The following is a 19,204-nucleotide window of genomic DNA, read 5'->3' as shown; positions in this document are numbered from 1 at the left end:
CTTGCATATCATGAAATACGAATATTCAGATTCAAAATTGGGAGCCATATTAGGTCTTACCGATGACATTAGAAAAGACAAAGACTACTTTTCATCAACGGCCAATACCATTAAGTTTTTATGGAACCGGAACCTTGAACCTATAAGTCTTGAGGTAGATGGATTTGATTTAATGCTGGAACCCAATCAGATTGTAACCGTTACCTATCTACAACAAGTGTCTTTTGCCAAGACCAAATTACCCTTGTCCTCGGTATTGTTCAATAGGGAATTCTATTGTATCTCCGATCATGATGCCGAGGTGTCCTGTAATGGCATCTTGTTTTTTGGCACCCAAGATCTGCCCATCATTTCTATCCCTGCCGATCAACAGCGGAAATTCAATTTATGGTATGAGGTCTTTGTGGAAGAGTTTTCCACTCCGGACAATATTCAAGGGGATATGTTGCAAATGCTGCTGAAGAGATTGATCATTATGAGCACCCGATTGGCCAAGGAGCAGCTGATCGTGAAGAGTTTGGACAATGCGCAAATTGATACCATCCGCAAATTCAACTATCTGGTGGACATCCATTACAAAACCAAAAGAAAGGTAAGCGACTATGCAGATATGCTTTTTAAGTCACCCAAGACCCTTTCCAACCTCTTTTCCATTTACAATCAGAAAACACCCCAACAGATTATATTGGATAGACTTATGTTGGAGGCCAAGCGCCTGATCCATTTTACCGAAAAACAAAATCAGGAAATTGCCTACGATTTAGGGTTCAACGACCCAGCCCACTTTAGCCGTTTCTTCAAAAAAATGACGGATATGAGCCCCTCGGAATATAGAGAAAACCTGCTCATAGCCCCCTAAGGGAAATTTTGGCAAGCGGTCGGGAAATCCCTCCTAACACCTCCCTTCTTTTTCGTCACATCTTTGCTCAGTAATTAAAAGAAAGGTAAAGATGAAATCACTGGAAAAATCTGTTTTTAATCTCATTGAGATTTTCCGGTCTGCACGAAGACCAGAAACAAAGTCGATTATTTCTCCCGCGCATTGCGAGCAGAAATACCATCACGATTTTTATTGTGATGCAGAAAAACCGTTTGTAAAGAATTTTTAACCCATATAACAATTAATAGAATTTATAATCATGAGCAATTTTAATGTACCAAAAAGAGAAGAAGTAAGTAGTGCCAATCAGGCCATTTTTGACAACTTGGAAAAAGCAGTTGGTTTTGTACCCAACCTTTATGCCACCTATGCATATTCAGAAAATGCCCTAGGGAATTACCTGACTTTTGCCAACGCCAAAACATCGCTTAAAGCAAAAGAGAAAGAAGCAGTGAACCTTGCGGTTAGTGAGGTAAATGGATGTGAATACTGTTTGTCTGCCCATACCGCCATTGGTAAAATGAATGGATATACAGACGAGCAAATTTTGGAATTGAGAACTGGAAGGGCCTCTTTTGACAACAAATTGGACGCTTTGGCCAGACTGGCCAAAAACATCACCGAAAACAGGGGTGTAACCGATGCTGCAGTTCTTGAAAATTTCTTCGATGCCGGATGGACCAAAGAAAACTTGATTGACACCATTGTTTTGGTTGGTGACAAAACCATCTCCAATTATATAAACAACACAACACAAATCCCTGTGGATTTTCCAGTGGCGCAACCCTTGGAAGCAACAGTTTAATTAAATACAAGAAAACAACAAGTAATTATGAAAAAGACAATTTCAATTTTAGTGATGGCCTTGGTAACGGTATTTTCTGTACAGGCACAAGAAAGCATGAAAAAAGGCAAGGATGTCCAAACCATCAAATTGGAACAGACTCCTGGTGAATTTACCCAGAAGAACCTCACAGTTTCTGAAGGAACCTATGTTTTTGACATTGCCAACAACGGTGTTGGACATGATGTAGGGTTTGTTTTGGTGAAAAAAGGACAGGATTTAAGCAAGCCAGAGAACCATATTCAAACGGCCTATGTAACCAAACCGGTTGCAACTGGAGCTTCCCAGACCTCCAAGCCCACTAAACTATCAAAAGGCGAATATGTATATTTCTGCCCTTTGAATCCAACATCAACAGACAATATTTTGACGGTGAAGTAGATGGATTGATGTATGGTTGTAGAAGCCTCTTCTGAAAAGAAGGGGCTTTTATTTTACCTCAGAATTGGCAAAAAGGGAGGGGGTCATGTTTTTTGCCATATAAATGGGCCAATCATTTTTGAACAGGTAACTTTCCGTGATGGCACTTTCATACAAAAGATAAATGCCTCCTGATATTTTCTCGATTTCCGCTTTGGAGACATTGATGATGTTTTCTCCAACAACTTCCCCTAAATAAAGCAAAAGCTCCTTTTTGTGTTTTTGGATGACTGTAATGATCTTTTTTTGCTTTGGGGAAAGTTCTCCCAATGTTTTAAGATCCCAGCACCCATAAAAACCTTCTTCTCTGTACATATCCTGCAAAAGATCAAAAATGGCCAAAAGCTGATTTTTGCCATTTTTTCGCCTGGAGACATAACTTTTCAAGGAAGTGAGAAACCCTTCATGCCTTTGTGTCAAATGGGCAATACAAATTTCTTCCTTGGATTTAAAGTGACTGTACAAAGTGGCCTTTGCTATCCCGGTTTTGGCAATGATCTCATTGATTCCGGTAGAGTTGTAACCCTGGGAATAAAAAAGCTTTCCGGCAGTGTTGATTATCCTTTCTCTGAGTTTTGTTTTTTTCATGGATCAAAGATAAAAAAAGACTGGTCTGTCCAGAATGGGCAATGTAAAGTTTCAAAAGTCAGGGGTTAATGTTTTTTTAACTAGAAGGAACTTGATTTTCACTTAGTTTTGCAAATTAAAAAATTGCCATGTTAGACTTATTGACCTCCGTACTTTGGAGTTTATCTCCTTTTGGTGAAGCCAAGGTGGGCATACCTTATGGTATTATGAAGGGCCTCAATAGTTACTTGGTCTTTGTTGTTTGTTTTTTGGCCAATGTTGTGGTTTTTCCGTTAATGATGTTTTTTCTGGAACACATCAACCGTTACTTGATAAGATGGCGTTTTTATAAAAAATCAGCCCTTTACATAGCCAAGCGTGCTAAAACAGGATCAGGCAAGAAAATTGAGAAATTTGGATTTTTTGGTTTAATGTTTTTTGTGATGATTCCTTTGCCAGGAACAGGGGTTTACGCTGGTAGCATAGCCTCTTATTTGTTCGGAATTGAAAAAAAGAAGGCATTTTGGGCCAACACCTTGGGCATTTTTATCTCTTCAGTTTTTGTTTGGACCGTGGCTGTCTCCATGAACAAGATATAAGTGCTATACTAGGGGACGGATAGTCCTGTCAACAGCTTAAAATTCGAACCTTAACTGCACGGAGACGGGTTCTTCTTTATTTTTTTTCTCTTTCTTTTCGGTGTTGAGGTTGGCCAAAGAGATTCCCAGTAACCTAACTGAATTTTCCAACTTGGATTGGTACAACAGTTCCTTGGCGGTCTCTAGGATGAGTTCTTTTTTGGACACAAAATAGGGGAGGGTTTTGCTTCGTGTCTGAAGCGTAAAATCACTGTATTTGATTTTTAAGGTAATGGTTTTACCTGCTATTTTGGATCTTTCCAATCGGCGCTCCAGTTCATGGGCAATATGATCTAGTTTTTCCAGCATGAATACCTCACTACTGAGATTTTCACTAAAGGTGCGTTCCGCACCCACAGACTTGGGAATACGATGCGGTTTAACCTCACTGGTGTGAACCCCTCGGACCACATAATAGTAGTAACGCCCGCTTTTTCCAAAGTGCTCGTCCAAAAATTCCAGGGACTTTTCCTTAAGGTCAATTCCAGTGAAAATACCAAGCTTGTACATTTTTTCGGCAGTTACCTTCCCTACACCATAGAATTTTCGAATGTCCAGTTTTTCCAAGAACGGAACAACGTCCTCCGGGTTTACCGTTTTTTGCCCGTTGGGTTTGTTGTAATCACTGGCCACCTTGGCAATAAATTTATTGATAGAGATGCCGGCAGAAGCTGTTAGTCCGGTTTTGTCCAGGATTTTCTTTCGGATTTCCTTGGCGATCAACGTGGCCGAAGGGTTCCCTTTTTTGTTTTCGGTGACATCAAGATAGGCCTCGTCCAAAGACAGGGGCTCCACCAAATCAGTATATTCAAAAAATATTTCGCGTATTTGATGGGAAACCTCTTTGTACCGGTCAAATCGGGGCCGAACAAAAATAAGATCAGGGCAATTTCGCTTTGCGATGTAGCCGGCCATGGCACTCCGAACCCCAAATTTTCGGGCTTCATAACTGGCAGCAGAAACCACCCCGCGTTTGGACCCTCCACCCACAGCAATAGGTTTGCCTTGGAGTTCCGGGTTATCATGCTGCTCTACCGATGCGTAGAAGGCATCCATGTCCACATGAATAATTTTTCGCAATGGAAGGTCCATCTCCATACCCAAATTTAGGCTATATTTAGTTTGATGGAACACTTGGAAATTGAACGCAAATTTTTGGTCAGATCAGAAGGCTATAAGCATCAGGCAACGGAACAGATACGGATTGTCCAAGGGTTTTTAAACACGGCACCAGAACGGACGGTTCGGGTAAGGATCAAGGGAGATAAGGGTTTTTTGACCGTAAAGGGGGCTAGCAACGTTTCTGGAACTACCCGATTTGAATGGGAGACCGAAATCAACATAGCTGAGGCAACCAACTTAATTGATCTGTGCGAAGCTTTTATCCTGGAAAAAAACCGATACAAAGTTCCGGTTGGAAATCATGTTTTTGAGGTGGATGAGTTTCTTGGTGAGAATCGGGGACTGGTTGTGGCCGAAGTGGAATTGCAACATGAAGATGAGTTTTTTGATAAACCAGATTGGTTGGGGCAGGAGGTAACAGGAGATGTAAGGTACTACAATTCCCAACTCAGCAGAAATCCATTTAAAAATTGGTGATGGGAAAGCTTAGGCTTCGTTTGTGGATAAATTTGCTGATTTTTTGCTCAGCGTGCGCTGCTATTTTCGCAGATTGTATGAGCTGGGAAATGCTTTATCGCATCCTTAAACCATTGACCACTGTTTTAGTGATTTCCCTTTTATTTTTTGCAAAAAATCCAAGCTTGATCAAGTTTAAGAATATTATGGTTGCTGCCCTGATCTTCTGCTTGCTGGGAGATATACTCTTGCTCCAGGATGAATTCTTCGTATTTGGTTTGGGCTCATTCCTGATAGCCCATCTGCTTTTGACTTACGGATTTGTGGTGTTGGAGGGCTTTCGTGTTCATTGGATTTCCGGCTTACTTTTTCTTGGATTGGGTTTGTCCATATTCTTTTGGCTGAAGCCTGATTTGGGGAATATGGCCTTGGCAGTGGCCGTTTACATTTTGGCTATCTGCTGTATGGCTTGGCAGGGCTTTGGACTTTGGTTTAAAAAAAGGATAGTGGCATATGCACTTATTGCCATCGCTGTGTTCTTATTTATGTTTTCGGATATGATGATTGCCGTCAATAAGTTTAAATCCCCATTCCCGCTTTCAGGAGTTGTAATTCTGAGCACCTATTGGATGAGTATTGCTTTGATTGCCAACGCAATATTTCTAAAGCTGAAGGAGCAAGATAGATAAGGGTCAATCCAACTTTTTGTCAAGGGAGAGTATGGTCTGAAGTAAGACGTTCGTTCCATTGGCCATGTCCTCCGCGGATGTAAATTCTTTTGGCGAATGGCTGATTCCGCCCTTACTGGGGACGAATATCATCCCTGTAGGTGCAATATGGGCCATATCCTGTGCATCATGACCCGCGCCACTGGGCATATATTTAAAGGAAAGCCCCAAGTTTTTGGAGACAGCTTCTATTTCCTTTTGCACCACTGGATCGGTCAACGCCGGATCGGCGGTGGTGTCCAGGGGAATAAACTCAATCTGTACGTTGGAGGCTTTGCTTATTTCCTGTGCTTTAGCTTGAATGGCATTAAAAACTTGCTCTATTACTTGGGAAGATAGGTCTCTAATTTCCAAACTGGTCACCACTTTTCCGGGGATGACATTGGGTGCCCCCGGTTCCGCTTTTATCCGGCCCACAGTACCCACCTGTGCCCCTTCAAAGCTATTTGTGACCTCATTGACGGCGACTACGAATTTGGCTGCGGCCAGAAGGGCATCTTGCCTAGCATTCATTGGGGTGGTTCCTGCGTGGTTGGCAAATCCAGTGAAGACCACATCCCACCATTTTAATCCAACTATGCCCTCGACAATCCCAATATCCAAATTTTCCTTTTCCAAGATGGCACCTTGTTCTATATGCAGTTCCAAAAAGGCTGCCATGGAGTTTTTCTTCCGAATGGCTTTTTTGATTTGGGATGTATCTCCACCCAAACGCATAATACCTTCACCCATGGTATAACCGGTTGAGTTTGCAACCTTAAAGGCACTTTTGCTTAAATGACCCGACATGGCTCGGCTCCCCATTACCCCACCTTCCTCATTGGAAAAAATTATGACTTCCAAAGGATGTTTAGTCTTAATGTTGTTTTCATTCAGGGTTTCAATGATTTCCAACGCTGCCATGGAACCCACACAGCCGTCATAATTTCCTCCGTTGGGGACCCGGTCTATATGTGAACCAAAGGAAATGGTTTTGGCCTCTTTTTTCTTGCCTTTTCTAAGTCCGATAATATTTCCCGCATAGTCAATGGATACAGCCAAGCCCATGTTTTCTAGGGTTTGTACCACCCAATTGCGTGCTTCTATATCGGCATCGCTGAAAGCCACCCGCTCGGTTTCTCCATTTTCTTGTAGCCCAAATTTGGCCAATTCCATAATCCGGGATTCCAATCGATTTTGATTGATATGAACTTCGTTTTTCTGCCCCACTATGGGGTTGTGGACCAAACAAAGCAAGATAATAAGCAGACGATTTCCCATGATAAAAAATGTTCTGAAATGAATTCAAAATAGAGTTCGATGCAATAATGCACTTTATAAATATAGCGATAAAACCAACCAAGCGTTTATTTCCAACTAGGTGAGGTTTAGGATGGCCTACTTTTCTTTGATCGGGATCCATATTTCCTCTTCGGAATGGGGATCGTTGTTTTTGTATGTACTTCCCAAAACCTCAAAGTGTGGTCTGTTGTCCAATTGGTATTTGGAATTGGGGAGCCACTCCGTAAAGATGTATTGGAAAATGGAAGTGTCAGCACTGGAACCTTTGTAATGAAAAACGGCATAGGCACCCCCCTTCAACGTAAAACGTTCCATTCCATCAGGTACGTTTTCGGGATTAGGGACTTCCACACAGGCCCATTTTACAAAATTGTAGGCGGGACTGAAATTTACAAAATAGGAAGGGTCGTATACTTGCATGGAAATAAAATCGGAAGAAACCCTGCTTTCTATTTCATGGATCCTTGACCTAAATTTTCCCCATAGCTCGAAGGTTTTATTGTGAACCAAGCTCATGGAGGTATGCATACCCACCAGTTGTTTCTCTTTAAGCTCGGTAATCTTGGGTTCCATTCAGCTTTTAAAGGGAACTTTTAAATTGCTCCAGAAAACGAATGTCATTTTCACTCAGGAGTCGGATGTCTGAAATTTGGTGAAGTAGCAACGCAATACGATCAATACCCATTCCAAACGCAAATCCTGAATATACTTCAGGGTCAATATTGCAATTCTTCAATACGTTGGGATCCACCATACCGCATCCCATGATTTCCAGCCACCCTGTACCCTTGGTCATACGATAATCGGTTTCCGTTTCCAGACCCCAATACACATCCACCTCTGCGCTAGGCTCCGTAAACGGGAAATAGGATGGGCGCAATCTAATTTTTGACTTGCCAAACATTTCCGAGGTGAAATACTGCAAGGTTTGTTTCAAATCTGCGAAAGAGACATTTTTGTCCACGTACAGTCCTTCCACCTGATGGAAGAAACAGTGGGAACGCGCTGAAATGGCCTCGTTCCGATAAACCCTTCCCGGAGAAATGGTCCTTATGGGCGGTTGGTTGTTTTCCATATACCGCACCTGGACACTGGAGGTATGGGTGCGCAAAAGAATGTCAGGGTCGGTCTGGATAAAGAACGTATCCTGCATATCTCTTGCCGGATGGTATTCCGGAAGGTTCAAGGCTGTAAAGTTATGCCAATCGTCTTCAATTTCAGGTCCTTCGGAAACATTGAAACCAATTCTGGAAAATATATCTATGATTTGGTTTTTTACAATGGAAATTGGATGTCTGGCTCCCAATGGGATTGGTTCACCAGGGCGCGTTAAATCCCCAAATTTACCCGCAGTCTCTGCTTGGTTTTCCAAAGCGTCTTTTAGGGAGTTAACCTTGTCGGTGGCTGAGGTTTTCAATTGGTTGACCACCTGTCCAAATTCTTTCTTCTGCTCGTTCGGAACGTTTTTGAATTCGGCAAAGAAGGAATTCAGCAACCCTTTTTTCCCTAAGTACTTAATTCGAAAAGCCTCAATTTCATCTTTGGATGCAGAAGTAAAGTTCTCAACTTCAATCAAATGCTCCTTTATGGTCTCAATCATCTTTGTTGGCTGTATTGGCCGACAAATTTAGCAAATTGTCCTTGAATATATAGGCTATGAGAAAATGAACTGCTACCCCGCCAAAGAAATGCCATAACCAATGGGTGCCCATAGGAAAAAAAGTTTGGGTAAGATCAATACTTCTAAAGTAAATGGCAATGGCAAAAACCAAGAAGGCCAAACTGGCCAGCCCCGCATTTTTCCATTGGGTTTTATGTAAATGCCAGCCCAGTGGCAATAGGATGGTAAGCGCTGTAATCACATAGCCCAAAGAGATTCGCAATCCTGATGGGATGGGGAGGGTTCTCAACAAAAAGGAAGCTCCCAAAATAGCCACAATCAAGAGCAATCGAGACCACCATGTTTGAGCCAGTTTGAAAATAAAATAGATGACCAAGGACAAACAGAGAAACATAATGGGCATCCAGTCCAACCGAAGCCAAAACTCGTGGCTACGGGTGGCGTGAAACATAGTGCCACCAACATAGCTGATGGCGATTATGGGGAGCACCCATGCCAAAAACTGATGTTGTTTTGGGTTTTTGTACACCTTCAATCCCCAATAGATCACCAGCACTACAAAAATGAGATTGCTATAGGTGTTGAAAGGTTCCACCGGAAACCTTCCTTCCATGGTTTCCAAATAAATGGGCCCTGTATCGTTGGGGAATTTGGTCAATTGAATCAAGATGACTCCTTAAAACCGCCGTTAAGCGGTGTCCGTATCCTTCACATTTTCCCTAATCCATCGCATACAGGATTTAAAACCTTCGAAAACGTTTTCCCTGGGAATCAAATCTGGAATAATATCTATACGCTCCATCATATATTTTGGTTGGTCCAGAATGCCCACCAACAAAACATTGATGTCCTTTTTCTTAAGGTCCTGCAGTACATCTTCCATGGCATATAAACCAGATTGATCCATGTATTGCATCCGATCCATTCTGATAACCACATTGGACGCGGTATCGGGGATTTGCTCTGCCAATTGTTGGAAGTCGCTTGTGGAACCAAAGAAGAGCGGGCCTTTGATGTGTTTGATGAATACTTCTTCCCTAAGCTTTTGGGGGAAATCCTTTTCATCTGCCCACGGCTGTTCTTTTAAAGGCTTTACAACTGAGCGTGTGGCGGTGAGGTCCCCTATTTTCTTCATGAACATAAGAGAAGCGATAACCAATCCAATGCCCACGGCGTAAACCAAATTCCATACTGAGGAAAGCACCAATACCACTAGCATAATGATGACTTCGGAACTAAGTTTTAAAGGGCCCAGTTTGATGTCTTTGGGCAGATAAGGGATGGCCTTTAGTCCTTTATAATCCATTACCCCAATGCCCACGGTAACCAAAATACCAGCCAAAACCGCCGCTGGAATCTGTGATGCAACAGGGCCCAGTGCCAAAAGAATTACCAGTAGCAATAGACCCGCAATCATCCCCGAAAGACGGGTTTTACCACCGGAATTGATGTTCACTACCGTTCTAATGGTAGCACCCGCACCTGGAATTCCACCAAAAACAGCGGCAATACTGTTACCAATACCCTGCCCCACCAATTCCTTGTTGGGTTTGTGCTTGGTCTGCGTCATGTTATCCGCAACAACCGAGGTGAGTAAAGAGTCAATTGCTCCCAAAAGAGACAAGGTGAGTGCGGTGAACACATAGGGTGTGAGTGAGGACAGTTTAAACTCGGTAAAAATGCCCAATTGCAGAGCAGGAAGACCTTCGGGGATTTTTTCAATAGGCCTATAGTCCCATCCAAGACCATAGGCAAGGCCCGAGACAACAATAAGAGCTACCAAGGTACTGGGCACGGCTGTGGTAATTCTTTTAAATCCATAGATGATGAAGATAGTGGCCAAAGCCAACCCCAGTTCCAGCCAATTGATACTTTTTAGGGCCCTTGGAAGAACCTTTAAGGTTCCCAGAACCCCTGAGGCATCCTTGGCAGCCAGGGTCTTGGCTTCTTTTTGCATATCTTCCTCTGTGATTTTACCAGCTCGCTTGATGGTTTCCTCAAAATCTTCCAAAACCAAGATTCCTTCCCCTGCTTCTTCCTTAAGGATGTTTTCCAGAATTTCTTCTTCGGCGGCAGCTTTAAACTGGCTTACATATTCAGTATCCTCTTTGGGGTAATACCCAACTGCAGGTAAAATCTGCGTAACCAATATAATTACACCAATGGCGGTCATAAATCCTGAAACCACTGGGTATGGAATATATTTGATGTACTTGCCCAAACCTATAAGCCCCAGGCCAATTTGCATTAAACCGGCCAACAGGAAAACGGCCAATATTATGGGGAGGGCCTTGTTCACATCTCCATCGTGCACTGCCAAAATCCCGGCAATAATGACCATGCTCACTGCTGTCATTGGGGCCGTGGGCCCTGAAATCTGAGTATTGGTACCTCCAAAAAGCGCAGCAAAAAAGCTAATGAAAATAGCGCCGTACAATCCGGCACTTGGGCCCAATCCCGAGCTTACCCCGAAAGCAAGAGCCAAGGGCAGAGCCACTATTCCCGCGGTTATCCCTCCAAATAAATCCCCTCTAAAATGCTTGAACATACCTGACAGTTGGTTAAATAGTTGTATTGTAAGATAGTGATTTTAGAAAATTAAAAAAGGCCAATGAAATGTTAAACACTGGCCTTTTTGGTTTTCGGGACGGTGGTTTGCCATTTACATATAGCTCACCTTTCCGTTAGAAATATCATACATACCTCCTACAATTAGAATCTCCCCATTGTCTTCCATTTCCTTTAGGACAGGGCTTTGGGTTCTAATGTTATCTATGGTAAGCTGTACGTTCTTTTCGGCAACGGAATTAACAAAATTCAAGTTTTTGGATGTGCGTTCCGAAGCCTCCGCTGGTTCTGACACACCATTTACAGCAGGTTTGATCTTGCTGAGCAATTCGGTCAGATTTCCCATTTTGGCATCATCACAGGCGCCTTTGACGGCTCCACATGCGGTGTGCCCCAAAACCACAACAATCTTGGTTCCGGCCAATTTGCAAGCAAATTCCATACTGCCCAAAATGTCCTCGTTTACAATGTTTCCTGCCACTCGCGCACTGAAAATATCACCCACGCCTTGATCAAAGATCAATTCGGCGGAAACCCTTGAGTCGATACAACTTAGAATGGTGGCAAACGGGAATTGCCCGGAAGCCGTTTGGGCTACTTGGGCCAACAAATCTCTTTCCGTTTGTTTCTTTTCCACAAAACGGCTATTACCTTCTTTCAATAGATCCCATGCCGCCTGAGGTGATAGAGCAGCCTGGGATTCTTTAGTTTGTGTTATCATAATTTTATGGTGTTACCTTAGTTTAAATTATTTGAATAATCCACTTTGCGTTTTCCGGCCAAGAGGAAGGGCACATTAAATTTACCAATTACATTCTTAACATTGATTTTTGCCTGGCTTGCTCCTTCCAAATCCAAGTACAATAGGTCAACATTTGTTCTGGAAAGATATGTTGCCACATTGTTGATGGCACTGTCTTGGGGCTCAAAAACAAATTCTACCGTAGATCGGTCTCCTTGTGTTTCCGTATCTGCCTGGCTTTCGCGGTTGGCAATTTTAAACGATTTTAGGGGACGCGAACTTTGTTTGATCAACTTTTCCACTAAATCCAAGCCCACAGTTTCCTTGGTACCGTTCATTACCCCAATGGAAAGCTCGTTGCTATTGGACATAAGCTGCTCGTGCGAGGCGATCATCACCAGTCCATCAAAAGTTGACATTACATGCTTTGTAATACCATCTCCCAATAACTTGATGGGGACCGATTTTCGCTGGCCCAAAACGATGATGTCTGGCTGTAATTCCTGGATTTGCCGATTTATTTCCTCCTTAACGTTACCAACCTTAAAGGTGGTGTCTATAGTAACACCAAAATCTTTTTTTAAAGGTTTCACCAACTGCTCAATTTGCTTCTTTGTAGTGGTGTAAGTATCGTTAATAGATCGTACTGCGGACAGCTGGTTGTCCTGTTTTACCACCCCTAAAGGTTTCTTAACGTGCAACAGGGAAATATCGCCACCGATCATTTTGGCCAAATTGGCCGTGTTTTTCAAGATTGTGCCGGTCGTCTTTCTTAAATCCGAAAGGACCAAAATTCTATAATTCTTATTTTCCATAATAGATTTTTTAACTTAAACTTAAACTTGATTTTGGACGGGTTCTGAAGAACTCGATAAAACTTGCCGGGTTTTCTTCCACGCCCCGTTTAGAAATTAGCTTGATATCAATGTTCCGTTCTTTTGCCTTGAAGGCAAAATCCTCTAGAATTTCAATAATATCATTGTCCAGGTACCTGGTGTTTAAGAGGCTTAGTTCCAGGTAGGTGTCATTGGGGAGACTGTCCAGTTCCTTTAAAATTGCTCCCTTGTTAAAGAATGTCACCTCTTCGGCCAAGGTCATTTTGATCTTGTGCTTGCCATTGCTTTTGTCCTCAATATGAAGGAAATGTGAGTTTTGGTAGCTTTTTAGCAAAATGACGACAATCCCTACCATAAGGCCCAAACCAATTCCAATGAGTAAATCGGTGAACACAATACCAAAAACAGTGACAACAAAGGGAACAAACTGCTTCCAGCCCAGTTCATACATTTTTTTGAACAGTGCCGGTTTGGCCAATTTGTATCCAACAATGAACAAGATGGCCGCCAATACGGAAAGTGGGATCATGTTCAACAATCTTGGAATAAGGATTACCGAGATCAGTAGAAAGAAGCCATGTATGATGGCCGAAGCCTTGGTTCTACCTCCGGATTGGATATTGGCAGAGCTTCTAACAATTACCTGCGTAACGGGTAAACCGCCCAAAAGTCCCGAAATACTATTTCCTATTCCTTGGGCAAAGAGCTCCTTATTGGTTGGTGTGGTCCTTTTATGCGGATCTAGTTTATCCGTTGCTTCTACACACAACAGTGTCTCTAAACTGGCAACTAGGGCAATGGTAAATGCGGTGATCCAGATTTCAGGATTTCCAATAACACCAAAATTGGGAAAGCTTAACAGCGTGCCCAGACTTTCCACACTTTCGGGGATCGGGACACTTACCAAAAGCTTATCGGAAATGGCTAAGCCTGAATTGTCCTTGGTAAAAACATAAAACAGGATGCCCACTACCACGGCAACCAAGGGGCCTTGCACCAATTGGAAGACCTTGGACTTCTTACTGAGCACCTTGTCCCATAGAATTAGAATGGACAGTGCAACAACAGCAATTATGGTTGCCCCCGGACTAATAAAGTTCAGGGAATTTATGATTTCGGTAAAAGTGTTTTCCCCGTCTACCTGGAAGAATGCGAAATCACCTTCAGTATTTTCACTGTATCCGAAGAAATGTGGAATTTGCTTAAGGATGATGATGATACCAATTCCGGTGAGCATTCCCTTAATTACCGAAGATGGAAAATAGTAGGCGATGACCCCGGCTTTTAGAACGCTAAAGAGCATTTGAATGAGGCCCCCGAGCACTACGGCGACCAAAAAATTCTCAAACCCTCCAAGGGTTCCAATTGCGGTCAATACTATGGCCGCCAATCCTGCGGCCGGCCCACTTACCCCAATTTGGGATCCACTTAGGGCCCCTACTACAATACCCCCAATTATACCCGCAATAAGGCCCGAGAAAAGGGGGGCTCCACTGGCCAGGGCAATACCCAAACATAAGGGTAATGCCACAAAAAATACTACGATACTTGCAGGCAAGTCGTTTTTAATATGCTTGAACATAAATAATATGATAATGTTGCCTTCAGTGTTTATAAGCGTTTACTGAAGACAGTTAGAAATTGACTTTAATGTGTTTTGAAAAAATTAAATCAATCTCCTGGGAGGGGGGTCAAGAATTTCAATGGTATAATCCAAAACCCGGAAAACATAATCTATGGCGGTAGCATCTTTCTCTTGACTAAAAGAAGGGTTTACCGAGAAGAAGTTCCAAAGTGAATAAAACTTGCTCTCAAAGTTTTTGCTACTTGTGGTTTCCTTGCCATTGTTTTCCTCTTCCGATGAGCCAAGAATAATTGCGGTACAGTACTCCTTGCCCAAAAGGGGGACAAAGGGCGAGGTCATCAAAATTGTGACCAACAACACCGAGACAATAGGAACAGCCAATAGTCTTAGCACGGAATACTTTTTTGTGCAAAAATAACGGCATGGAAAAAAATCTCTGTTAAATAAATTTTAAAAGTCTTTCAATAACCGCAAATTATCGTTTAAAAGCCATCCTGTTTGGCCATCAGCGATTTTAATTTTGCTCCAATCGTTGAACTCCTCCTCCACATTTACCTTGGTTCCTTCATGCAACGTAAAGACTGCTTCGCTATTTGTGTTTGGTTCCGAGCTGATCTTAACCTCTTTACTATAGATTATTGCCGGATTATCATGCTTAAATTCTTGGAACTGCAAATAGGCCAACAGCACACAAAGAACTCCTAGGACAAGGGAAAACATACAGGAAATGAAGGCAATCCGCTTTTGGGTGGCAGGACGCAAAAAGAAATAGGCCAAATAGGCCAAAACAAATAAAAAGCTGAGGGCCACGGCCAAGTAGGCCCATTGATCGAACGACAAAAAGTTGACCAGTCCCAAGTAGAGTTGGGCAATTTCTGTTTTGGGCATTTCTTCTACGGCATCCAATCTCATGTTCTGGGCATAACCCAGGTTATTTAGAATTTCTTTGTCGTTTGGTTTTAACAACAAGGCCTTTTCATAATACAGAATACTTGGGCCAATGGCATTTAGTTTGTAGTGGCAATTGCCCAGATTAAAGTACAGTTCTGCCGAATGCTCCCCGTTTTCCAGGATTTTCCCATAATTTTCAATGGCCTTGGTATATTCTCCTTTATTGTAAAATTCTGTGGCCTGTTTAAACAAGGTACTGTTTTGGGCAGTTCCCAAAACAACCGATAAACAAAGAATAAAGGTCAAGAGGATCTGTCTCATAATTGCTTGTCCAGTTTAGAGATTACTTCACTTGCCTTTTCATAATCATTTTGCATTTGCACATTGGAGAATGGACTGTACCTGGCCATCTCACAATTTTTGAGCAGACTAATAAATCCCTCGATATCCGAATTGTCCACATTTTTTTCGGATAAGATTTGGGTGATTTTTTCTTTACTGAATTCCGAGGTCTCAATCTTTAACTTGGCTTTTAAATAGTTGTGAAGTCCTTTTTCCAAGGCAACATAAAAGGCCTCTTTGTTCCCAATCTCCTTTTTTGAAGTGGAAAGATACTTTCTTGCCAACCTATTGGCTTGTTTGATCTTGTTTCCCACCACATCGCTGGCAATGGCCTCTCTTTTCTTAAATGAAAACACCACAATCGGAATAAGGATGAGCGGGGTAAACAACAGCAGGTAAAACGTATTGGAGCCAAAGAAATAATTGGTCCCAATTGTTGTTAAATTAGGATTCAGCTTTATAAAGTGAAACTGTTTTCCTGAAGGCACAACGAATTGTTTGTTGGCTGTCACGGCATTATCTACCCCCGAAGAACTTAATGGCCCCTCCAGAACCTCAATGTTGATTTCCTCAGAATCAACAGTAACATATTTTGAGGTTTTAGGATTGAAATAGCTAAATGAGATACTCGGAATAGGATATTTGCCTCTATAAGAGGGAACAATGGTGTAGTTATTGGCCACCCTACCTTCCATTCCCGTACTAATGGTACGCACCTTCTCGTCAAATTCAGGCTCATACACTTCCAAGGCACTGGGCAGTTCAGGTTCTGGAAGTTGGAAAAGCTTTAGGTTTCCCTTACCTGAAACCTCCACTTTGGCCTGTAGCGATTCTGAAGCATTGAGCTTTTGTTTGCTTGTGGTTACCTTAAAATCAAAGTCTCCCACAGCACCTCCAAAGTTGGCTGGCTTACCCGCTTCCGGTAATGCCTTTACGCTCAAGGTTCTTCTTCCGGCGGAGACCGTTTTGGTGGTTTGGGTGTAAATTCTGCCCCCAAAGAAATCCCTTCTATTGGTGGGCACATCCACATAAATTTCCAAAGCAAGTGGCTCAATATCCAATTTTCCGGATTTCTGTGGATACAGCACTACTTTTTTCAGCACAACGGATAAATAAGGCTTACCGTTATAAGTGGTGTTTATGGGTTTGGGTTTGGAAACGTCAATTTCCTGACTCCAAAAGTTGTTGTAGGTAGGATTGTCCAAGGAGCGGTAGTTGGTCACCCGAATGGAATGGCCCACATAAAGTTTATAGGTAACCGTGACCGCCTCGTTCAAATAAGGGCTTCCATTGGATACTTCTGCTACCAAATGAAGGCTTTCATCCGCAACATCGTCCACCGTTTTCTGATCATTGGGTTTGTCCACGGCAGCAGTTACTTCTACCGTCTTTGGTAAAGTTTTATAGGTTTCGCCACTGATTTCTATGGTAGCTTGCTTAATATTGAATCTCCCTCTGGCGGTAGGAACCAAAATATAGGAGTAGGTTTTGGAAAAGCTTCGCTTTCCGTTGACCCATGAAGAACTAATGGATTGGGATGGGCCCATGACCACTTTGAATCCATCAAAGGAAGGTGGATTGAAATTGTCTCCATCCTTGTTCATGGTAAACTCCACCCTTAGGCGCTCATTTATGCCTAGTTTTTCCTTACTGAGGTTCATTTCAAACGTAACCTCTTCTTCCTGTTTTTCTTGGGCATACAAAGCATTGCCCAAAAAGATTGGGGAACAAATCAGTACCCATAAAATGGACCATTTGATGTTCATTACCAATCCTTTTCGTTTTTGATTTTTTTGCCTTTCACTTTTTTCGCCTCCATCTTCTCCTGTACTTTTTTCTCCTCGTTCTGCATGGCTTCTAACAGATTTTGTATCTGCTGCTTTGAAAGTTGGTTGGGGCGGGGTTGCTGTTGCTTCTCATCTGGCTGATCTCCTTCGCTGGGTTTTTGCTCTTGCTCCTTCTTTTCGTCTCCGTCACCCTCAGTGTTTTCCTCAGGTTTGTTTTCTCCATTTTCTCCATCATCGCCTTGATCTTTGTTCTCATCCTGATCTTGTTCCCCCTCTTGATCTTTGTCGTTTTCCCCGTCGTTGTTTTGGTCTTGGTTCTTGTCTTTTTGGTCTTGTTGATCCTGCTGGTCTTTATTATCGTCGTTTTGGTCGTTGTTCTGCTCGTCTTGTTGATTTTCCATCATTTTTTTGGCCAAAGCAAGATTGTACCGGGTCTCCTCATCCGTTGGATTGTTGCGCAAGGCCTCCTTATAAGCTTCAACTGCTTTTTGGTATTCCTTGTTCTTCATGAACACATTGCCCATGTTGTGGAAAGCTTTGTGCTTACCTGGTTTTTCCTTGGATTTTTCTCCCGCTTGTTTGAATCGGCCAAAGGCCTCCTCAAAACTTTCCCGGTTATAATAGGCAGTCCCCAAATTGAAGGGCGCAACAGTGTTGTCCGAACTCTTGGAAATGGCTTTTCTGTATTCGCCTTCTGCGGCAATAAAGTCATTGGTGGTCAGCTCTTTGTTGGCATCCCAGGTTAGATTAGTGGACTCTAGGAGAGCCTTCTCCGCCTCTTTGGCTGCTTCACCTTCTTGTCCATAAGCCCAAACGGTACAGAACAAGAGACCCAAAATCAATCTTAGCTTATGCATCATCGTGTTCATTAAAAAGATTTAGTTTTTTCAACCACTTGGTTTTTCTGTCCAGCAAGAAAACGTCCAAAAATAAAAAGAAAAGACCTATGCCCAAGAACCACTGAAACTGGTCTTTGTATTCGGCAAATTGCTTGGCCTCGAATTCTTTTTTGTCCATTTGGTTCAACTGTTCCTTGATATATTCCACAGCATTTTCGGTGTTGGAACCATCAATATATTCCCCGTTACCCTCTTGGGCAATTTCGGAAAGTACGGCCTCATTCAGCTTTGTGATGACCACTTCCCCTTGGTTATCCTTCTTTAAGCCCTCAACAATTCCATTTCTTTTGAGTGGAATGGGTGCTCCTTTGGGTTTTCCAACCCCAATGGTAAAAATGCGGATACCATTTTGAATGGCATTGTCCACTGCTTCAATGGTGGAACTTTCTGAATGATCCTCACCATCGGAAACAATGAACAAAACCCTATTGGTCTGTTCTGCATCATTGTAATAGGTACTTGCCAAATCTATGGCTGCATCGATGGCTGTTCCCTGGGAGGACAACATATTGGTATTCATGCTTTGAAGGAACATCTTGGCCGCACCATAATCTGTGGTAATGGGCAGTTGCGGATAGGCCTGCCCGGCGTAGGCAATAATTCCAATCCGATCACTTGCCAATTGATTGATAATCTCTGAGACCAGGCGTTTGGATTTTTCCAGTCGGTTGGGAGCAATATCTTCCGCCAGCATACTTTTGGAAACATCCACCGCAAAAACAATATCGACCCCTTCCCGTTTAACCGTCTCCAACTTGGTTCCAATTTTGGGGTTGACCAAGCCCAAAATCAAAAAGCTTAGGCCCAGTAAAAGAAATATGAGTTTAAGCGCAGACTTAAAACTTGAACGATTAGGCGCCAACTTGCGCAAAAGCCCAACTTCTGCAAACTGGCGTTGGGTTCTCTTCTTCCAAACTTGAAGAAAAAAGAAAGCCACCACCATTACGGGGATAATGGCCAAAAGATAGAAATATGCTTTTTCGTCAAGCTGAATCAT

The 19,204-nt window shown here is 42.6% G+C and carries 21 protein-coding genes; 6 read left to right on the top strand and 15 right to left on the bottom strand.

All coding sequences use genetic code 11. The annotated features are described in order from the left end of the window. The first annotated feature begins 10 nt into the window (after positions 1–10). From ACO6S0_RS16690 to ACO6S0_RS16680, 3 genes are all read left to right on the top strand, one after another. A complete protein-coding gene (locus ACO6S0_RS16690) occupies positions 11–859 on the top strand; it encodes a helix-turn-helix domain-containing protein (protein WP_422349444.1) in 849 nt (282 codons plus the stop codon). A 280-nt stretch (positions 860–1,139) separates the two neighbouring features. Then, positions 1,140–1,685, top strand: coding sequence for a carboxymuconolactone decarboxylase family protein (locus ACO6S0_RS16685; protein WP_422349443.1), 546 nt, complete (start codon positions 1,140–1,142; stop codon positions 1,683–1,685). Positions 1,686–1,712: 27 nt separating this feature from the next. Continuing rightward, entirely contained in the window at positions 1,713–2,105 is a 393-nt protein-coding gene (locus ACO6S0_RS16680; RefSeq protein ID WP_422349442.1) for a plastocyanin/azurin family copper-binding protein, read from the top strand. A gap of 48 nt (positions 2,106–2,153) precedes the next feature. Here the strand turns inward: ACO6S0_RS16680 and ACO6S0_RS16675 are convergent, their stop codons facing one another. Next, positions 2,154–2,732 carry a TetR/AcrR family transcriptional regulator gene (locus ACO6S0_RS16675; protein ID WP_422349441.1) on the bottom strand — a complete coding sequence of 193 codons (579 nt, stop codon included), beginning with the start codon at positions 2,730–2,732 and terminating at the stop codon, positions 2,154–2,156. Positions 2,733–2,860: 128 nt separating this feature from the next. On the opposite strand from ACO6S0_RS16675, the gene ACO6S0_RS16670 reads away from it, so the two are divergent. After that, on the top strand, positions 2,861–3,310 hold the full coding sequence (locus ACO6S0_RS16670) for a COG2426 family protein (protein ID WP_422349440.1): 450 nt from the start codon (positions 2,861–2,863) through the stop codon (positions 3,308–3,310). A gap of 36 nt (positions 3,311–3,346) precedes the next feature. Here the strand turns inward: ACO6S0_RS16670 and dinB are convergent, their stop codons facing one another. Next, the gene (gene dinB / locus ACO6S0_RS16665; RefSeq protein WP_422349439.1) at positions 3,347–4,447 is read right to left on the bottom strand and encodes a DNA polymerase IV; all 1,101 of its coding nucleotides are present in this window, start codon (positions 4,445–4,447) and stop codon (positions 3,347–3,349) included. A gap of 27 nt (positions 4,448–4,474) precedes the next feature. Between dinB and ACO6S0_RS16660 the strand changes: the two genes are divergently transcribed. Both ACO6S0_RS16660 and ACO6S0_RS16655 read left to right on the top strand, forming a co-directional pair. Then, the gene (locus tag ACO6S0_RS16660; protein ID WP_422349438.1) at positions 4,475–4,948 is read left to right on the top strand and encodes a CYTH domain-containing protein; all 474 of its coding nucleotides are present in this window, start codon (positions 4,475–4,477) and stop codon (positions 4,946–4,948) included. Continuing rightward, entirely contained in the window at positions 4,948–5,616 is a 669-nt protein-coding gene (locus ACO6S0_RS16655) for a lysoplasmalogenase (RefSeq protein WP_422349437.1), read from the top strand. The genes ACO6S0_RS16660 and ACO6S0_RS16655 overlap by 1 nt, the downstream gene beginning before the upstream one ends. A 3-nt stretch (positions 5,617–5,619) precedes the next feature. Here ACO6S0_RS16655 and ACO6S0_RS16650 read toward each other — a convergent pair whose 3' ends face one another. The 13 genes from ACO6S0_RS16650 to ACO6S0_RS16590 form a co-directional block, all read right to left on the bottom strand. After that, on the bottom strand, positions 5,620–6,915 hold the full coding sequence (locus tag ACO6S0_RS16650) for a Zn-dependent hydrolase (protein WP_422349436.1): 1,296 nt from the start codon (positions 6,913–6,915) through the stop codon (positions 5,620–5,622). A gap of 117 nt (positions 6,916–7,032) precedes the next feature. Then, positions 7,033–7,509, bottom strand: coding sequence for a GyrI-like domain-containing protein (locus ACO6S0_RS16645; protein WP_422349435.1), 477 nt, complete (start codon positions 7,507–7,509; stop codon positions 7,033–7,035). Between the two features lie 7 nt (positions 7,510–7,516). Beyond that, entirely contained in the window at positions 7,517–8,536 is a 1,020-nt protein-coding gene (gene pheS / locus ACO6S0_RS16640; protein WP_420401255.1) for a phenylalanine--tRNA ligase subunit alpha, read from the bottom strand. Then, a complete protein-coding gene (locus tag ACO6S0_RS16635) occupies positions 8,529–9,224 on the bottom strand; it encodes a hypothetical protein (protein WP_422349434.1) in 696 nt (231 codons plus the stop codon). Before ACO6S0_RS16635 ends, pheS begins: the two co-directional genes overlap by 8 nt. 21 nt (positions 9,225–9,245) lie before the next feature. Then, positions 9,246–11,105, bottom strand: a complete 1,860-nt coding sequence (locus tag ACO6S0_RS16630; RefSeq protein WP_422349433.1) for a SulP family inorganic anion transporter — start codon at positions 11,103–11,105, stop codon at positions 9,246–9,248. A 114-nt stretch (positions 11,106–11,219) separates the two neighbouring features. Next, positions 11,220–11,846 (bottom strand): carbonic anhydrase family protein, encoded by a 627-nt coding sequence (locus ACO6S0_RS16625; RefSeq protein ID WP_422349432.1) that lies wholly within the window; start codon positions 11,844–11,846, stop codon positions 11,220–11,222. A gap of 17 nt (positions 11,847–11,863) precedes the next feature. Beyond that, positions 11,864–12,682, bottom strand: a complete 819-nt coding sequence (locus ACO6S0_RS16620) for a universal stress protein (RefSeq protein ID WP_422349431.1) — start codon at positions 12,680–12,682, stop codon at positions 11,864–11,866. Between the two features lie 10 nt (positions 12,683–12,692). Next, positions 12,693–14,285 carry a SulP family inorganic anion transporter gene (locus ACO6S0_RS16615; RefSeq protein WP_422349430.1) on the bottom strand — a complete coding sequence of 531 codons (1,593 nt, stop codon included), beginning with the start codon at positions 14,283–14,285 and terminating at the stop codon, positions 12,693–12,695. An 84-nt stretch (positions 14,286–14,369) separates the two neighbouring features. Then, positions 14,370–14,681 (bottom strand): hypothetical protein, encoded by a 312-nt coding sequence (locus tag ACO6S0_RS16610; protein ID WP_422349429.1) that lies wholly within the window; start codon positions 14,679–14,681, stop codon positions 14,370–14,372. A 57-nt stretch (positions 14,682–14,738) separates the two neighbouring features. Further along, positions 14,739–15,500 (bottom strand): SH3 domain-containing protein, encoded by a 762-nt coding sequence (locus ACO6S0_RS16605; RefSeq protein ID WP_422349428.1) that lies wholly within the window; start codon positions 15,498–15,500, stop codon positions 14,739–14,741. After that, positions 15,497–17,287: a BatD family protein gene (locus ACO6S0_RS16600; protein WP_422349427.1), complete on the bottom strand. Its 1,791-nt coding sequence runs from the start codon at positions 17,285–17,287 to the stop codon at positions 15,497–15,499. The genes ACO6S0_RS16605 and ACO6S0_RS16600 overlap by 4 nt, the downstream gene beginning before the upstream one ends. Next, complete coding sequence (locus ACO6S0_RS16595; RefSeq protein WP_422351842.1) at positions 17,287–18,165, bottom strand: tetratricopeptide repeat protein; 879 nt, start codon at positions 18,163–18,165, stop codon at positions 17,287–17,289. The genes ACO6S0_RS16600 and ACO6S0_RS16595 overlap by 1 nt, the downstream gene beginning before the upstream one ends. Then, positions 18,158–19,204, bottom strand: a complete 1,047-nt coding sequence (locus ACO6S0_RS16590) for a VWA domain-containing protein (RefSeq protein ID WP_422349426.1) — start codon at positions 19,202–19,204, stop codon at positions 18,158–18,160. Before ACO6S0_RS16590 ends, ACO6S0_RS16595 begins: the two co-directional genes overlap by 8 nt.

It is taken from the genome of Flagellimonas sp., assembly GCF_965233845.1.
Classification (GTDB): Bacteria; Bacteroidota; Bacteroidia; order Flavobacteriales; family Flavobacteriaceae; genus Flagellimonas.
Note: the sequence above shows the minus strand (reverse complement) of the source record. Positions and strands in the feature narration are given on the sequence as shown.

What these genes read in the sequence shown, in the direction of transcription:
- ACO6S0_RS16690 (WP_422349444.1), top strand. Translation starts at nt 11, where the DNA reads ATGAAATACGAATATTCAGATTCAAAATTGGGAGCCATATTAGGTCTT.
- ACO6S0_RS16685 (WP_422349443.1), top strand. Translation starts at nt 1,140, where the DNA reads ATGAGCAATTTTAATGTACCAAAAAGAGAAGAAGTAAGTAGTGCCAAT.
- ACO6S0_RS16680 (WP_422349442.1), top strand. Translation starts at nt 1,713, where the DNA reads ATGAAAAAGACAATTTCAATTTTAGTGATGGCCTTGGTAACGGTATTT.
- ACO6S0_RS16675 (WP_422349441.1), bottom strand. Translation starts at nt 2,732, where the DNA reads ATGAAAAAAACAAAACTCAGAGAAAGGATAATCAACACTGCCGGAAAG.
- ACO6S0_RS16670 (WP_422349440.1), top strand. Translation starts at nt 2,861, where the DNA reads ATGTTAGACTTATTGACCTCCGTACTTTGGAGTTTATCTCCTTTTGGT.
- dinB (WP_422349439.1), bottom strand. Translation starts at nt 4,447, where the DNA reads ATGGAGATGGACCTTCCATTGCGAAAAATTATTCATGTGGACATGGAT.
- ACO6S0_RS16660 (WP_422349438.1), top strand. Translation starts at nt 4,475, where the DNA reads ATGGAACACTTGGAAATTGAACGCAAATTTTTGGTCAGATCAGAAGGC.
- ACO6S0_RS16655 (WP_422349437.1), top strand. Translation starts at nt 4,948, where the DNA reads ATGGGAAAGCTTAGGCTTCGTTTGTGGATAAATTTGCTGATTTTTTGC.
- ACO6S0_RS16650 (WP_422349436.1), bottom strand. Translation starts at nt 6,915, where the DNA reads ATGGGAAATCGTCTGCTTATTATCTTGCTTTGTTTGGTCCACAACCCC.
- ACO6S0_RS16645 (WP_422349435.1), bottom strand. Translation starts at nt 7,509, where the DNA reads ATGGAACCCAAGATTACCGAGCTTAAAGAGAAACAACTGGTGGGTATG.
- pheS (WP_420401255.1), bottom strand. Translation starts at nt 8,536, where the DNA reads ATGATTGAGACCATAAAGGAGCATTTGATTGAAGTTGAGAACTTTACT.
- ACO6S0_RS16630 (WP_422349433.1), bottom strand. Translation starts at nt 11,105, where the DNA reads ATGTTCAAGCATTTTAGAGGGGATTTATTTGGAGGGATAACCGCGGGA.
- ACO6S0_RS16625 (WP_422349432.1), bottom strand. Translation starts at nt 11,846, where the DNA reads ATGATAACACAAACTAAAGAATCCCAGGCTGCTCTATCACCTCAGGCG.
- ACO6S0_RS16620 (WP_422349431.1), bottom strand. Translation starts at nt 12,682, where the DNA reads ATGGAAAATAAGAATTATAGAATTTTGGTCCTTTCGGATTTAAGAAAG.
- ACO6S0_RS16615 (WP_422349430.1), bottom strand. Translation starts at nt 14,285, where the DNA reads ATGTTCAAGCATATTAAAAACGACTTGCCTGCAAGTATCGTAGTATTT.
- ACO6S0_RS16605 (WP_422349428.1), bottom strand. Translation starts at nt 15,500, where the DNA reads ATGAGACAGATCCTCTTGACCTTTATTCTTTGTTTATCGGTTGTTTTG.
- ACO6S0_RS16600 (WP_422349427.1), bottom strand. Translation starts at nt 17,287, where the DNA reads ATGAACATCAAATGGTCCATTTTATGGGTACTGATTTGTTCCCCAATC.
- ACO6S0_RS16595 (WP_422351842.1), bottom strand. Translation starts at nt 18,165, where the DNA reads ATGCATAAGCTAAGATTGATTTTGGGTCTCTTGTTCTGTACCGTTTGG.
- ACO6S0_RS16590 (WP_422349426.1), bottom strand. Translation starts at nt 19,204, where the DNA reads ATGATTCAGCTTGACGAAAAAGCATATTTCTATCTTTTGGCCATTATC.